The organism is Campylobacter concisus (assembly GCF_001298465.1).
Lineage (GTDB): Bacteria > Campylobacterota > Campylobacteria > Campylobacterales > Campylobacteraceae > Campylobacter_A > Campylobacter_A concisus.
Genome location: NZ_CP012541.1, coordinates 1,558,797 through 1,573,054, shown reverse-complemented (window position 1 = coordinate 1,573,054; position 14,258 = coordinate 1,558,797). Strand labels below are relative to the sequence as shown.

Genomic DNA, 14,258 nt, shown 5'->3' with positions numbered 1-14,258 from the left:
TCCTTTAAAATTTTAAAAGGCCTAAAATGAATGAAAGAACGATTATTTTAGAGATGTTAAAGATGCAGCAAAGCCTAAATGATGAGACGAATGGGCTTGGCTGGGAAAATGGTTATACTAATAAAAATAAATTAATCAGCTGGAGGCGCTGCATATATATGGAGTGCGCTGAGCTAATCGATAGCTTTGCATGGAAACACTGGAAGAGCATCGATGCTAAGACTGATGAGCAAAATTTACGCATAGAAGTTGTTGATATCTGGCACTTTATAATGAGTCTGGCTTTGCAAATTTATAAATCAAAAAAGCTTGGAGATATAGAAACTTTAGCTGATGATATTTGCCAATCAAGTGGTTTTAGTGAGTTTTGCAAAGAGCCCTTAAGGATCGAAGACGAGAGCATTTATGAGATAATGAATGATGTCGAGATGCTTATACATGAGTGTAGTGGGTTTGACTACGATATATTTGATATTTTAAAAATTTACTTCTCTATGTCTTTAAAATGTGGCGTAAATTTATACTCGCTTTATGAGTGCTACATCGCCAAAAACGTGCTAAATCGCTTCCGCCAAGACAACGGCTATAAAGAGGGAAGCTACAAGAAAAACTGGAACGGACGTGAAGACAATGAAGTGATGAGTGAAATTTTGTCAAATGGCGTTAGCAAGATCGATGAAATTTACGTAGCACTTGAGCATGAATATAAAAAGGTGAAATGATAAACCTTCTTCGCCTTGGCTTTAAAGATTTTTTTACAGCCAAATTTATAGCGCTATCCATCTTGCCACTTTGCCTTAGCATTTTTAGTCTTGCGTGGCTTACGATCTGGGGTGGCGGTGAGATATTTGATCTTTTAAGTGATAGTGCTAAAAACGAAAATTTTGCCTTTTTAGAGCCAAACCCGACGCTCTCTTTTATAGCTATTAAAATTTTAAGCTTTAGTGCCACAAAATGGATAGTTAGCATACTTTTTTACGTTTTAAGCACCTTTTTAACGATAATTATTAGCATAATAATCGCCCTAATCGTAGCTGGTTTTTTAACTCCAGTTGTGGCCAAAGAGATAAACAAAAGGCACTACAACTACGTGCTTAAAAGCGAGGCTAGCACGGCTAGAGTGCTAAAAGTGACGATGGTTGAGATCATGAAATTTCTTGGGATCTTACTCATTTGTCTGCCACTTTTGTTTGTACCAGTCTTAAATTTATTTATCATAAACGTACCGTTTTTTTACATTTACTATAAACTTTTACTGATAGACATTGGCTCAAACACGCTTGATAGTGATAAATTTGAGTTAGCACTGCTTGAAGGTGGTGGGGTTAAATTTATAGTTTTTACACTTTTGTTTTATCTCATCTCGCTTGTGCCACTTGTTGGGTTATTTTTTCAGCTTTATTTTGTGATAGTCTTGTCGCACCTCTTTTATCAAAGAGAGGCACTCATAAAAATTTAGAGCCAGACGGCCCTAAATTTATGCGTAGTAAGATAGCTTATTGCTCTCATCAAGCAAGGTATCAAATAGCCTTTTTGTAGCGCTTAGTAGATTTTTGTTTGCATCATTTTTAGCTAGAAGCTCGTCAAACATCTTTAGCATATTGTCATTTATGAAATTTTTGTGATTTGGATCTTTTGCGTCAGGCAGTATCTGCTTGATCTTGTTTGAAAGATCACTTATGCTTTGGCTGCTACCAGCGATTTTGTCGCCCTCTTTGACGTTTTTCATAAATTCGTCAACTTGTGGTCGAATTTGCTTCATCGCCTCTTCGATCTCTTTCATATCCTGCTCGTCTATGCCGTTTCCTTTATATGAAAACTCATAGCCGTATTCGTGAGTTAGAGTTAGACTTCTTTGGCTTGAAGTGCCATTTTTCTGGCTGGAAAACTCCAAACTTTTGTTATCATACATCGAAAAGCTTATCTCATCGCCTGAGCTAGTTTTCATCGAAAAGCTCATGTTGTTGTAGCTTCCTTGAGAGTAAAAATTTGTTTGCATTTTTAAATCCTTTTGAGGCTAAATCGGCAAATTTTTAATTTCATAAAGCAAAATTTTGTAAAATGCGTCAAAAAAGGACGGGCGATGTGTTGTTTTGGGACTAGGATCTTTTTGCTGATGCTTATCACTGTTTTAAGCTTCGTTTTTGCTAGAATTTGCCCAGTTTTACCAGTCGTTGGCTACTACTTGATACTTGCAAATTTACTCTCAATTTTAATGTTTTCACTATTTTTTAAAGGGCTTTTGCCAAGCTTCGTAAAGGTAAATGCGATCCACTATTTTTCGCTAATTGGTGGCTTTTTAGGAGCATTTTTAATGATGCTTGTTTTTAAAAAAGTTGCAAAAGATAAATTTACTATAATAGAGTTCATTATTTTTACGCTTTGGGTGCTGATAATCGCCGTAGTCATCTTTAAATTTCAAGCCATTCTTGACATTTTTAGGGGAATTTAGATGGATGAGAGGATAGTAAAATTTTTAAAAAAGATGCATCTTGCAAGTGTTTGCGCCATCGATGATGATGGGCAGCCTTACGCTTTTAGTGCATTTTACGCCTTTGATGAGCTAAATTTTAGCCTTTTGTTAGCTAGCTCTGATGATAGCTCACATATCAAATTTTTAAAAAATTCAAAGTTTGTAGCTGGTACGGTCGCTCTTGATACAAAGATCGTTGGCAAGATAGAGGGCGTGCAGTTTCAAGGAGTGATGAGAGAGGCCAAAGAAAATGAAAAAGAAATTTATTTCAAAAGATTTTTTTATGCAAAAGTAATGGACCCAAAAATTTGGTGTGTAAGTCTTGAAAAACTAAAATTTACTAGTAATGTTCTTGGTTTTGGCAAGAAGATAAAATGGGAAAAAGGTGGCAAAATTTAGACGTTAAGCTTATATAAGCTACAATCATTGAAAAATTAGAAAAAATAAGGAGAATTTATGAAATTTAGCGGAAAAAACGTGCTAATAACAGGTGCAAGTAGAGGTATCGGTGCACAGATTGCAAAAACGCTTGCAAATATGGGCTTAAAAGTGTGGATAAACTACCGCTCAAAGCCTGAGATAGCAGACGCTTTGCAGGCTGAGATCGAGCAAAATGGCGGCAAGGCTGCAGTGATAAAATTTGACGCGACAGACGAAGATGAGTTTATAAAAGGTATAAATTTGATAGTTGATAGCGACGGCGAGCTAAGCTACCTTGTAAATAACGCTGGCATCACAAATGACAAACTAGCGCTTCGCATGAAAACTAGCGAATTTACAGATGTGATAAATGCAAATTTAACTTCAGCTTTCATAGGATGTAGAGAGGCTTTAAAAGTGATGAGTAAAAAGCGCTTTGGAGCGGTCGTAAACGTCGCATCTATCGTTGGTGAGATGGGAAATGCTGGACAGGTGAATTATTCAGCCAGCAAGGGCGGACTAATCGCCATGAGCAAGAGCTTTGCAAAAGAGGGTGCAAGCAGAAATATACGCTTTAACAGCGTAACTCCTGGTTTTATTGAGACTGATATGACGCATGGACTAAGCGATGAGGTGAAAAAAACTTATAGCGATAATATCCCGCTTAAACGCTTTGGCAGCGCTAGCGAGGTGGCTGAGGCTGTGGCATTTTTACTAAGTGATCACGCGAGCTACGTAACTGGTGAGACGCTTAAAATAAATGGCGGACTTTATATGTAGGTAAATTTCAGACAAGTTTTGAAATTTAAAATAAATAAAAGCGTAAATATTATAAGATAACAGACATTTTTTATAAGGAGACCTTAAATGGCAGTATTTGAAGACGTAAGAGACGTAGTTGTAGAGCAACTAAGTGTAGATCCACAAGCAGTGAAACTAGAGTCTAAAATTATCGAAGACCTAGGTGCAGATTCACTTGACGTTGTAGAGCTAGTTATGGCTTTAGAAGAAAAATTTGAAGTAGAAATTCCTGATAGCGAAGCAGAGAAATTAATAAGCATCAAAGACGTTGTAGATTATATAGAAAAACTAGGTAAATAATTAAAAATTTACACAGTTTGATTTAAGGAGATGTATTGAAACGAGTCGTTGTAACTGGTATTGGTATGATAAACGCACTTGGTCTTGATAAAGAGAGCTCTTTTAAGGCTATTTGCGAGGGTAAAACGGGAGTAAAGGAGATTACAAGCTTCGATGTAGGCGACTTTCCTGTTAAAATTGCTGCCGAAATAACTGATTTTGATCCAAATAGCATTTTAGACGGTAAAGAGGTAAAAAAAGTAGATCGTTTCATACAACTCGGTATACAAGCATCTAATGAAGCTATGGCCGACGCAAACTTCAAAGAGTTTGAAGCTCATAAATTTGGTGTTAGCTCAGCAGCCGGTATAGGCGGCTTACCAAATATTGAGAAAAATTCAATTACATATTTTGAAAAAGGTGTAAAGCGAATTTCGCCATTTTTCATTCCATCTGCACTTGTAAATATGCTAGGTGGCATAGTTTCTATAAATCACGGACTTAAGGGTCCAAATTTGTCTAGCGTAACAGCATGTGCAGCAAGCACTCATGCGATATCGCAAGCTGCAAAATGCATTATGATTGGTCAAGCTACAAATATGCTAGTTATCGGCGCTGAGTCTACTATTTGTGGTGTAGGTATAGGTGGTTTTGCAGCAATGAAAGCTCTCTCAACTAGAAATGATGAACCAAGTAAGGCATCAAGGCCATTTGATGCAAATCGTGATGGTTTTGTAATGGGTGAAGGAGCTGGTGCACTTGTGCTTGAAGAGTATGAGTCAGCTGTTGCAAGAGGTGCTAAAATTTATGCTGAAGTAGTTGGATTTGGTGAGAGCGGAGATGCACACCATATCACATCACCAACACTTGAAGGTCCATTAAGTGCGATGAAACAAGCACTTGATATGGCAAAAGGTGTAAAGATAGATTATGTAAATGCGCACGGTACTTCAACACCTGTAAATGATAAGAATGAGACTGCGGCACTAAAAGCGGTTTTTGGTGACAAATGTCCACCAGTTAGCTCAACAAAAGGTCAAACTGGACACTGTCTAGGTGGTGCTGGTGCGATTGAGGCTGTTATATCTATAATGGCAATGAGAGACGGTATTATCCCTCCAACAATAAACTACGAGACTCCTGATCCAGACTGTGATCTAGACTACGTTCCAAATAAAGCTAGAAAAGCTGATATAAAAGCTGTTATGAGCAACTCATTTGGCTTTGGTGGAACAAACGGCGTCGTAATATTTAAAAAGATGGATTAAGATGTCAAATTATTTAGATTTTGAAAAAAGCATAAAACAAATTGATGAAGATATAGCAAATGCTAAGATCAGAGGCGATGAACATGCTGTTGAAATTTTAAATAAAAACCTATCTAAAGAAATCTCAAAAGTATATAAAAATTTAAACGAATATCAGCGTTTACAGCTTGCTCGTCATCCAGATAGACCATATTCTATTGATTATATTAATGCGCTTTTGATTGATGGATATGAGATTCATGGGGATAGAGCATTTCGAGATGATCCAGCAATAGTTTGTTACATCGGCTATATTGGAGGTAAAAAGACTGTTATTATAGGCGAGCAAAAGGGCCGTGGCACTAAAAATAAATTAAGAAGAAATTTTGGTATGCCTCATCCTGAGGGTTATCGCAAAGCTCTTAGAGTTGCAAAAATGGCTGAGAAATTTAATCTACCTATTTTATTTCTTATAGATACTCCAGGTGCATATCCAGGTGTTGGAGCTGAAGAGCGAGGACAAAGTGAAGCCATAGCTAGAAATTTATTTGAGTTTGCAAATTTAAAAACTCCAATAATTGCTGTTGTCATAGGCGAAGGTGGAAGTGGTGGCGCTTTAGCTATAGGCGTGGCTGATAGACTTGCTATGATGAAAAATTCTGTATTTTCAGTTATATCACCAGAAGGCTGTGCAGCAATACTTTGGAATGATCCAGCTAAACAAGAACAAGCTACAAAATCTATGAAAATAACAGCTGATGATTTAAAAAGTCTATCACTGATTGATGCTGTTATAGACGAGCCGATAAATGGAGCTCATAGAGATAAAGATGGTGCTGCAAAAGCACTTGCAAATTATTTTATCTCAGAGCTAGCTGAGCTTGAAAAGCTTGATATAAATGATCTTGTAGCAAAAAGAATAGAAAAAATTCTCTCTATCGGAGCATTTGAAGAATAAATTTATAGTCACAACAATTTTATAAGAATACTTATCAAATTTGTTTGTGGCATCATCTACCAAAATACTAAAATAATTTAAAAATTGATATAAATTTAATCGCTTTAACGGCCATAATTTTTACACTAGCTTTTATATCTTTAAGATTTAAACACTAAAATTATTAATATCAAATCTACATAAAGAGTATTAATGAATAAATTTCAAGAAAAATATATCACTCTTTCAAAAGAATATTATAAAAATAATGGCAATGCTTCTAGTATTGAGGCACTCTATCAGTTTAAAGAAGAGTTGAAAAATTGTGATGACATTTGCGCAAAGTATGTTTTGGTCGATGTTTATCAGCTTTTATCTATGAGAAAGAGTGCTTACGACTTACTTTTAAAAATACATGACAAAGGTGATAAAAAGCAGCTAAAGGCACTTGGCTATCTAGTGCAATTCATTGACGAAAATGATAAATGGGCGCTGCCTCGTCCAAAAAGTAGAGGTCAAATTTTGGCTCAAGAAGATAAAGCCTCCACACTACCAAAATTTATCTACCATCCTAACCCTTTAAGAACTGGCGCATTTAAAGATGATATTAGTATCTTGTGTAAGTGTTGTGGCAAAGATACTGAAGTTTATTATAGCGGTAGCATTTATTGCGAGCAGGATATTTCGTATCTTTGTCCTACTTGTATTTCTAGTAGTAAGGCTGCTAAGAAATTTGACGCAACATTTGTGCAAGATGCTGACAAATTAACTACAAGTGATGCTAAAAAGGATGACGAACTCTTTAGAAGAACCCCGGGCTACGAGAGCTGGCAGGGCGAGCATTGGGTGGTTTGCTGTGATGATTATTGCGAATTTTTAGGTGACGTTGGCACAAAAGAGCTTGAAGAAATGGGCATAGCAGACGAGGTCTTTGAGGACTATGCAAAAAGAGCCGAATATGACGATAAAATGCTACGCGAACATCTTGTTAAAGCTGGCGATATTGCCGGATATTTGTTTCGTTGTCTGCATTGTAAGAAGTATCATATATACGTTGATGCTTGTTAAAGAGGAAAATATGGATATTGCAAAAATTTCTAAAGGTTGTAAAGAGCGTGGGCTGGATGAACTTTTTAAGCTCTTATCGCCACTAGCAAGAAATGCCATAAGGATAGATGCGCAAGCTAAAAATGACGATGATATCGCCGTTGGAGCGTCTAAATTTGGCGGCTTGCCAGATCTGCCAGATAGTTTAGCATGGCCGTTAAATGAAAATGGTGCTTTAAGTTTTGTGGCACAGATAAATTTTACTGAAGCTAGCAAATTTGACATTGACTCACTACTGCCAAAAAGTGGAATGCTCTATCTTTTTTATGATAGAAATTTGCGTGTTTGGGGCTATGATCCTACCGATAAAAATGGCTTTGCAGTGATCTTTTCTGATGTAAATCATGGGCCACTTTCTCGTAGGAGAGCGGAGAACTTAGAGGGAGAGAATTCTACATTTAACGCGCGCTTGCTTAGCTTTGAAAATGAGATAAATTTGCCAAATTTACAAAGCTCGATTGTGCCATTTAGTAAAATTAGTGAAGCTGAGTGGGAGGCCTATCATGAGGTTATTGAGCCAAGCTGGCAGGCTAAAGCAAATAAGCTTCTTGGGCACTCTGATAATGTCCAAGATGGCATGGAGCTAGAGTGTGAGCTAGTTACAAATGGGCTTAGCTGTGGTAATGGTAGCGCTTATCACCACCCAAGAATAGCGGAATTTGAGAAAAATTCTGCCCAGTGGCAACTACTTTTACAGATAGATAGTGATGATGAGGGCGATATGGACTGGGACGGAGAGGGCAGAATTTATCTGTGGATAAAGAGGGATGATCTTTTGGCGCACGACTTTAGCAAGACGTGGCTAATTTTACAGACAAGCTAAGGCTGCCAAATTTATAAAAGATAAAAATTAAAATTTATAGAGAAATTTTATACTAGGGTTACACAATAAATTTTTTGCTAGCATTCTTGGTGCGATTATCAAAATTTCACTGCCGTTTCTAACACTATCTGCTTAAATATATAAAATAATCAAAGATGGTAATGCCCAAATTTAGGCAAAATTTAGTAAAATCCTTAAAAAATTTAAAGGCAAAATTATGTTTAATGGCTTGATCCGTGAGATAGCACAGGTTGTTAGTTATTCACAAAATATTTTAAGGCTAAAGGCAAATTTTCGTCCAAATTTAGGCGATAGCATTGCTGTAAATGGCGCTTGCCTGAGTGTAATAAAACTGCATGAAGATGGCTTTAGTGTGGAGCTAAGTGCAGAGAGTAGGGCAAATATCGCGGTTGAAAATTTAAAAGAAAGAGTGCATATCGAGCCAGCGATGAAGCTAGGAGACCGAGTAGATGGTCATTTGATGCAAGGACATATCGATTTTATCGGTAAAATTTCAAATATCAAAAAGAATGAGAACGGGGTTGATTTCTATATCGACCTGCCGCGCGAGGCTATGAGCTTGATGTCAAATAAAGGCTCAGTGGGCGTCGAGGGAGTGAGCCTTACGATAAATGAAATTTTGTCAAATGGTATAAGGCTAACAATCATACCAATCACATTTAAAGATAGTCTTTTTAGTACTTTTAAGGTCGGCAGGCACGTAAATATCGAAAGTGATCTTTTGGCTCGCTACGTAGCTAGGCAGCTTTTTTGTAAGCAAGATAGTGTCCTTGGCTGGGACGATGTCGAGCGAATTTCTAGCCTTTATTAGGTGGATAAAATGCGTGAAAATTTAGAGATCGTCTTTGATAAAAATGGCGTATTAGCTGGCTTTACAAATAGATTTGGCGGTGTGAGTGAGGGTGCTTTTGAGAGCTTAAATTTAGCAGATCATGTTGGCGATGATCCGCTAAAGGTCGCACAAAATCGTGAAATTTTAGCAACAGCGCTTGGCATTATGCCTATTAATTTAAAATTTATGAGCCAAATCCACTCAAATAGAGTGGCAATTTTGCAAGGTTTTAACGATACCCTACCTCCGTGTGATGGTGTGATAACATCACTAAAAGGCGTAGCACTTTGCGTCTTAGTCGCTGACTGTGCGCCTGTTTTGATAATAGATGAACATCTTGGCGTAGTCGCAGCTGTGCATGCGGGACGCGCAGGTGTTACCAGTAAAATTTGCACAAATGCGGTAGGACTGATGATGAGCGAGTTTGGTTGCCGCGCTAGTAATTTACGTGTATTTATAGGCGCAAATATCAAAGTGCAAAACTACGAAATAGGCAAGCTAGATCTTGGTGAATTTAACCGATATAAAAACGATGGAAAATTTGATATAAACGCAGCTTTATTAGACGAATTTGCTAAGCTAGGAGTAGAGCAAATATCGCTAGATCCTCGTTGCACTTTTGAGAGAGATGAATTATTCTCATACCGCAAACAGAGTAGGACCGGGCGTTTTTGTGGATTTGTGATGAATAGAGCCACATCGGTAAATAGTAAAAGATAAAAGTAAATCTTTAGCTTCATTGCTTGCCTGTTAAAATTTGCCAGCTAAATTGTATTGAACGTTTTGATATTTAATTTGATCTAAAAAATGGCTAAATATAATAATTTTTAGCTACAATTTGACATCAAATCTCAAAAAGAACAACAAGGAAAATCATGAAAATAGGTAAAATTTTGACCGCCATTATGTTAACAGGAGCCTTTTATATGGTGCAAGCACACATGTTTTGGATAGATGGAGCTAATGATGAAAAGCTAGGAAAATTTATCGCAAATATGGGTTATAGCGATGATTTTCCAAAGCTAGAGCCTATTATGGCCGAACGCGTCCATCTTTTTGCGCCAATTACTGTAATAAGTAAAGATGGTAGCAAAAAGAAGCTTACACAAAGTGGCGAGAACTACCGCTATGAGGGCGAAAGATTAGACAAAGGCACATATATCTTACTAGCACAGCAAAATCCTATGTATTCGCTTAAAAAACGTAGTGATGGCAAGTGGTTAATAGACAAAACTAAGCTTGATCTAAAGGATCTAAGCGATATACAGATTTGCCGGCTGATGACGATAACATCTAAGAGAGTCTTAAATTTAGGTGAAACAAACGACTTCGTAACTAAACCTATTGGAGTTAAAATCGAGATCGTACCGCTACAAAATCCAGCGGAATTTAGAGTAGATAAGCCTTTTAAATTGCAGGTTTTTGCTGATGGAAAGCCGCTAGAGCGAGCTAAGCTAACTGGTACTTTTGCTGGATTTTTAGACCATAAGCACGCGTTTTACGGTGTGACTGATGAGCAAGGCATCACTGAAGTGTTAGCTCTAAGACCAGGATTTTGGGTATTTGAGGTGATTTATGAAAGACCTTATCCAGATGCTGCGAAGTGTGATAAAGAGACGTTGAAAACGACGCTTAGTTTTGAGATAAAAGAATAAAAGTTTGATATAAATTCGAGTCCGAATTTATTATAAATTTTTTATAACCACTTTGTAATTTTGAAAGTAGAGAAAGAATGCCTTACGAAAGCTTTAAATCAAAAAATCCTCTTGTGCTAAAAATTACTACAAACGCAAGAAAATTTGGCGTAGAAACACTACAAAACGAGGAGTTTGTAAGCATTCTTTTAAATGTTAAGAAGCTTGAAATTTCATCCGAACAAAGGCAAGCATTGGCAGAAATTTTTGCTAAGTTAATAAAAATTGAAGAAGACTCACAATTAAGTAAATAAACTTTAGTTTAAATTCATATTACTTTAAGTATAATCCCCCTTTATTTCACACACGACAATCCTAAATTTGGTTGTGCGAAAGCATTAATGGTCGTGGAGGATAAAACTAAATTCAAGGCAAAATGCCTAAAACAAGGAGAAACTCATGGTAACTATGAGAGATTTATTAGAGTGTGGCGTACATTTTGGTCACCAAACACGCCGCTGGAATCCAAAGATGAAAAAATTTATCTTTGGTGAGAGAAAAGGCATCTATATTATAGATCTACAAAAGACTATCCGCTACTTCCGCTACACTTACAACATCGTTCGTGACGCAGCTGCTGAGGGCAAGTCAGTGCTATTTGTTGGCACTAAAAAACAAGCTATCGACGCTATCAAAGAGTACGCTGAAAAATGTGGAATGCCTTATGTAAATCACCGCTGGCTAGGTGGTATGATGACAAATTTTGGCACTATCCGACAGTCTATCCGCAAACTAGAAGTTATCGAGACTATGGAAGAAGATGGTTCGATAAATTTGCTAACTAAAAAAGAGGCTTTGATGCTTCGCCGCAAAAAAGAGAAGCTTATCGCAACTCTTGGTGGTATCCGCAATATGAAAAGCCTACCTGATATGATATTTGTTGTTGATACAGTTAAAGAAAAGATCGCTGTTCAAGAGGCAAACCGTCTAAAGATCCCAGTTGTAGCACCGATCGATACGAACTGCGATCCTGATGTTATTGACTATCCGATCCCAGGAAACGACGACGCGATCCGCTCTGTTCAGCTTTTCTGCCAAGAGATGGCTGAGGCTATCAACGAAGGCAAATCACTTCTTGAGCAAGATGGTAGCGAGCAAGCTGCTGGCGAAGAAGTAAGCCAAGATGAGAAAGACGCAGTTGTAGCTGAGGCTATGAGTGAAGAAGACTTTGGCGAGGACGAAGAATAATGGAAATAACTGCACAAATGGTAAAAGAGCTCCGCGAATCAACCGGAGCTGGCATGATGGACTGCAAAAAGGCACTTGGCGAAGCAAATGGCGACATGGAAAAAGCTGTTGACATCCTTCGTGAAAAAGGCCTAGGCCAAGCTGCTAAAAAGGCTGACCGCCTTGCAAGCGAGGGCTTAGTAAGTGTTGAAGTTTGCTCAAAATGCAAAAAAGCAACTATCAGTGAGATCAACTCTGAGACTGACTTTGTTGCTAGAAACCCACAGTTTCAAGCACTTGCAAAAGATGCAACAGCTCATATCCAATCAAGTGGCATAACAACAGTTGAAGAGCTAAACGCAAGCACTTTAAATGGTGTTAAATTTGAAGATTACTTCAAAACTCAGATCGCAACTATCGGTGAAAACCTTGTAGTTCGTCGCTTTGAGACGATCAGCGCTGATGACAAGGGCGTGGTAAATGGCTACGTTCACTCAAATGGCCGCGTTGGTGTACTTATCGGTGCGGCTTGCGAAAGTGCTGAAGTCGCAAACATAGCAGCTGAATTTATAAGAAATTTATGTATGCACGCAGCTGCTATGAAGCCAAGCGTTATAAGTTACAAAGATCTTGATAAAGATTTTGTTGATAAAGAATTTATCGCACTTCGCGCTGAACTTGAAAAAGAAAATGAAGAGCTAAAACGCCTAGGCAAGCCACTTCATCATATCCCTGAGTATGCTAGCCGCTGCCAGATAGGTGAGGCAGAGCTTGCAAAAGCTACAAAAGCGATCGAAGAAGAGTTAAAAGCTGAGGGCAAACCTGAGAAAATTTGGGACAAGATCATCCCTGGCAAGATCGAGAGATTTTACGCTGATAACACAGTGCTTGACCAACGCCTTACACTTTTAGGCCAGTTTTATGTAATGGATGATAAAAAGACTATCGAACAAGTTATCGAAGAGAAGAGTAAAGAGCTTGGCGGCAAGATCGAGATCGTAAAATACGTTCGTTTCGAGCTTGGCGAAGGCTTAGAGAAAAAAGTAGATGACTTTGCTGCAGAAGTTGCTGCTCAAATAGGCTAATGGAAATTTTAAGAGCGTCTAATCTTGGCTTTGCGTATGATTATACGCTCTTTAATAATATAAATTTAACTCTCAATCAAAAACAAAGTATCGCGATAACCGGCGTTAGCGGTTGTGGCAAATCAACTCTTTTACACATACTTTCAACACTTTTAAAACCAAATTTTGGCGAGGTCATATACCAAGATAGATCGATCTATGAGCTTTCTCAAAATGAGCTTTTGGCCATTAGAAGGCTTCATTTTGGCATTATTTTTCAGTCGCACTACCTTTTTAAAGGATTTAGTGCTTATGAAAATATCGAGCTTGCAAGTATCTTATCTGGTGAAAATATAGAAAAAAATGATCTTGAAGCGCTTAAAATTTCAAATGTGATAAATCAAAAAGTTGGCGAACTAAGTGGCGGCCAGCAGCAACGCGTTAGCATCGCTAGAGTGCTTACTAAAAAGCCAAAGATCATCTTTGCAGACGAACCAACTGGCAACCTTGATAAGCAAACAGCAAATGAAGTGATGCAAGTTTTATTTGACTATATAGATGAAAACAACGCCTCCCTCATCCTAATCACCCACGACAACGATCTAGCAGCTAAATGCGACAACTCATATAAGCTTGAAAACAAAGAACTTATACAGATTTTTTAAATTTTAAAGATCAAAATTTACTATTTTATCTTTTAGTATGTTTGTAAATTTAGTCAATTTATAATATAAATTTTTATTAAAAAGCTTTATGTAATAGGTAAAATTAGGTAAGACTAAATTGCTTGCCTGATTAATATAAAGTTTAGACTACCCACCAACATGTTTTGTATTATTCTTATCAGCCTTTTGTTTTAAAAATTCCTTTTCTTCTTTTGTAGGGTTATAATCATCTTTCAAAATTTTTTTCTTAGTATCAATCTTTTGCTCAAGCATCTTATTTTCATAAATTTTTATATATTGGCTTCCAGTATTCAAGGTAATTTCTAAAGCCAGTGCTATGTCCTGCTTCATAGTGGCAACTTACAAATTTTAGTTTTTTGTCACTGCCAAGAATTTTTTATAGTGAGTATACATCTTTTGAGCTTGTGCTGATATTTTATTGCTATCTATCATATTTGTATGGCAGCTAGTGCAGCCATTATCACCGATCTCTTTAAATTTGCTAGGATTATCGCCTTGATTTTGATGGCAATCAATACAATCAAAGCTTTCGTAATGAGGCTTTAGCTTATATTCGGCTCTTGGCTCGTTGGAGACTACTATTTTTGTTACGTTTAGATCGTTATTTGTATGTCAGTACTAATCTATTAAGATAAATTAATATAAAAAGTATGTAAATAATTACCAATACGTTATTCTAAAGAAATTTATAAGTGAAATAGTCGGAC

The 14,258-nt window shown here is 37.2% G+C and carries 20 protein-coding genes; 17 read left to right on the top strand and 3 right to left on the bottom strand.

The window, feature by feature from the left end:
• The first annotated feature begins 26 nt into the window (after nucleotides 1-26).
• Together dut and CCON33237_RS07960 are read left to right on the top strand one after the other, a co-directional pair.
• Nucleotides 27-722, top strand: a complete 696-nt coding sequence (gene dut, locus CCON33237_RS07965) for a dUTPase (protein ID WP_054197146.1) — start codon at nucleotides 27-29, stop codon at nucleotides 720-722.
• Complete coding sequence (locus tag CCON33237_RS07960) at nucleotides 719-1,459, top strand: EI24 domain-containing protein (protein ID WP_054197145.1); 741 nt, start codon at nucleotides 719-721, stop codon at nucleotides 1,457-1,459. The genes dut and CCON33237_RS07960 overlap by 4 nt, the downstream gene beginning before the upstream one ends.
• A gap of 18 nt (nucleotides 1,460-1,477) precedes the next feature.
• Here the strand turns inward: CCON33237_RS07960 and CCON33237_RS07955 are convergent, their stop codons facing one another.
• On the bottom strand, nucleotides 1,478-1,999 hold the full coding sequence (locus tag CCON33237_RS07955) for an ATP/GTP-binding protein (RefSeq protein ID WP_054197144.1): 522 nt from the start codon (nucleotides 1,997-1,999) through the stop codon (nucleotides 1,478-1,480).
• 84 nt (nucleotides 2,000-2,083) lie between these two features.
• On the opposite strand from CCON33237_RS07955, the gene CCON33237_RS07950 reads away from it, so the two are divergent.
• The 15 genes from CCON33237_RS07950 to CCON33237_RS07880 all read left to right on the top strand — a co-directional run bounded on the left by CCON33237_RS07950 (nucleotide 2,084) and on the right by CCON33237_RS07880 (nucleotide 13,530).
• Nucleotides 2,084-2,452 (top strand): hypothetical protein, encoded by a 369-nt coding sequence (locus tag CCON33237_RS07950; RefSeq protein ID WP_054197143.1) that lies wholly within the window; start codon nucleotides 2,084-2,086, stop codon nucleotides 2,450-2,452.
• Nucleotides 2,453-2,872, top strand: a complete 420-nt coding sequence (locus CCON33237_RS07945) for a pyridoxamine 5'-phosphate oxidase family protein (RefSeq protein ID WP_054197142.1) — start codon at nucleotides 2,453-2,455, stop codon at nucleotides 2,870-2,872.
• Nucleotides 2,873-2,929: 57 nt separating this feature from the next.
• Complete coding sequence (fabG, locus tag CCON33237_RS07940) at nucleotides 2,930-3,673, top strand: 3-oxoacyl-ACP reductase FabG (protein WP_021083753.1); 744 nt, start codon at nucleotides 2,930-2,932, stop codon at nucleotides 3,671-3,673.
• A gap of 87 nt (nucleotides 3,674-3,760) precedes the next feature.
• Nucleotides 3,761-3,994 (top strand): acyl carrier protein, encoded by a 234-nt coding sequence (gene acpP, locus CCON33237_RS07935; RefSeq protein ID WP_054197141.1) that lies wholly within the window; start codon nucleotides 3,761-3,763, stop codon nucleotides 3,992-3,994.
• A 35-nt stretch (nucleotides 3,995-4,029) separates the two neighbouring features.
• Complete coding sequence (locus CCON33237_RS07930; RefSeq protein ID WP_054197140.1) at nucleotides 4,030-5,241, top strand: beta-ketoacyl-ACP synthase II; 1,212 nt, start codon at nucleotides 4,030-4,032, stop codon at nucleotides 5,239-5,241.
• A 1-nt stretch (nucleotide 5,242) separates the two neighbouring features.
• Nucleotides 5,243-6,178 carry an acetyl-CoA carboxylase carboxyl transferase subunit alpha gene (gene accA / locus CCON33237_RS07925; protein ID WP_054197139.1) on the top strand — a complete coding sequence of 312 codons (936 nt, stop codon included), beginning with the start codon at nucleotides 5,243-5,245 and terminating at the stop codon, nucleotides 6,176-6,178.
• A gap of 192 nt (nucleotides 6,179-6,370) precedes the next feature.
• Entirely contained in the window at nucleotides 6,371-7,225 is an 855-nt protein-coding gene (locus CCON33237_RS07920; RefSeq protein ID WP_054197138.1) for a CbrC family protein, read from the top strand.
• A gap of 10 nt (nucleotides 7,226-7,235) precedes the next feature.
• A complete protein-coding gene (locus CCON33237_RS07915) occupies nucleotides 7,236-8,087 on the top strand; it encodes a YwqG family protein (protein ID WP_054197137.1) in 852 nt (283 codons plus the stop codon).
• Nucleotides 8,088-8,304: 217 nt separating this feature from the next.
• On the top strand, nucleotides 8,305-8,919 hold the full coding sequence (locus CCON33237_RS07910) for a riboflavin synthase (protein ID WP_054197136.1): 615 nt from the start codon (nucleotides 8,305-8,307) through the stop codon (nucleotides 8,917-8,919).
• A gap of 9 nt (nucleotides 8,920-8,928) precedes the next feature.
• Nucleotides 8,929-9,660: a purine nucleoside phosphorylase YfiH/LACC1 family protein gene (locus CCON33237_RS07905; RefSeq protein WP_054197135.1), complete on the top strand. Its 732-nt coding sequence runs from the start codon at nucleotides 8,929-8,931 to the stop codon at nucleotides 9,658-9,660.
• A 155-nt stretch (nucleotides 9,661-9,815) separates the two neighbouring features.
• Nucleotides 9,816-10,595 (top strand): DUF4198 domain-containing protein, encoded by a 780-nt coding sequence (locus tag CCON33237_RS07900; protein WP_054197134.1) that lies wholly within the window; start codon nucleotides 9,816-9,818, stop codon nucleotides 10,593-10,595.
• A 77-nt stretch (nucleotides 10,596-10,672) separates the two neighbouring features.
• A complete protein-coding gene (locus tag CCON33237_RS07895; protein ID WP_054197133.1) occupies nucleotides 10,673-10,888 on the top strand; it encodes an acetyltransferase in 216 nt (71 codons plus the stop codon).
• A 145-nt stretch (nucleotides 10,889-11,033) separates the two neighbouring features.
• Complete coding sequence (gene rpsB, locus CCON33237_RS07890; protein WP_054197132.1) at nucleotides 11,034-11,822, top strand: 30S ribosomal protein S2; 789 nt, start codon at nucleotides 11,034-11,036, stop codon at nucleotides 11,820-11,822.
• A complete protein-coding gene (gene tsf / locus CCON33237_RS07885; protein WP_054197131.1) occupies nucleotides 11,822-12,886 on the top strand; it encodes a translation elongation factor Ts in 1,065 nt (354 codons plus the stop codon). The genes rpsB and tsf overlap by 1 nt, the downstream gene beginning before the upstream one ends.
• Nucleotides 12,886-13,530, top strand: a complete 645-nt coding sequence (locus tag CCON33237_RS07880) for an ABC transporter ATP-binding protein (protein ID WP_054197130.1) — start codon at nucleotides 12,886-12,888, stop codon at nucleotides 13,528-13,530. Before tsf ends, CCON33237_RS07880 begins: the two co-directional genes overlap by 1 nt.
• Before the next feature lie 147 nt (nucleotides 13,531-13,677).
• Here the strand turns inward: CCON33237_RS07880 and CCON33237_RS07875 are convergent, their stop codons facing one another.
• Together CCON33237_RS07875 and CCON33237_RS09565 are read right to left on the bottom strand one after the other, a co-directional pair.
• Nucleotides 13,678-13,881, bottom strand: a complete 204-nt coding sequence (locus CCON33237_RS07875) for a hypothetical protein (RefSeq protein ID WP_054197129.1) — start codon at nucleotides 13,879-13,881, stop codon at nucleotides 13,678-13,680.
• 18 nt (nucleotides 13,882-13,899) lie between these two features.
• Nucleotides 13,900-14,067, bottom strand: a complete 168-nt coding sequence (locus CCON33237_RS09565) for a hypothetical protein (protein WP_234402281.1) — start codon at nucleotides 14,065-14,067, stop codon at nucleotides 13,900-13,902.
• Nucleotides 14,068-14,258 lie beyond the last annotated feature (191 nt).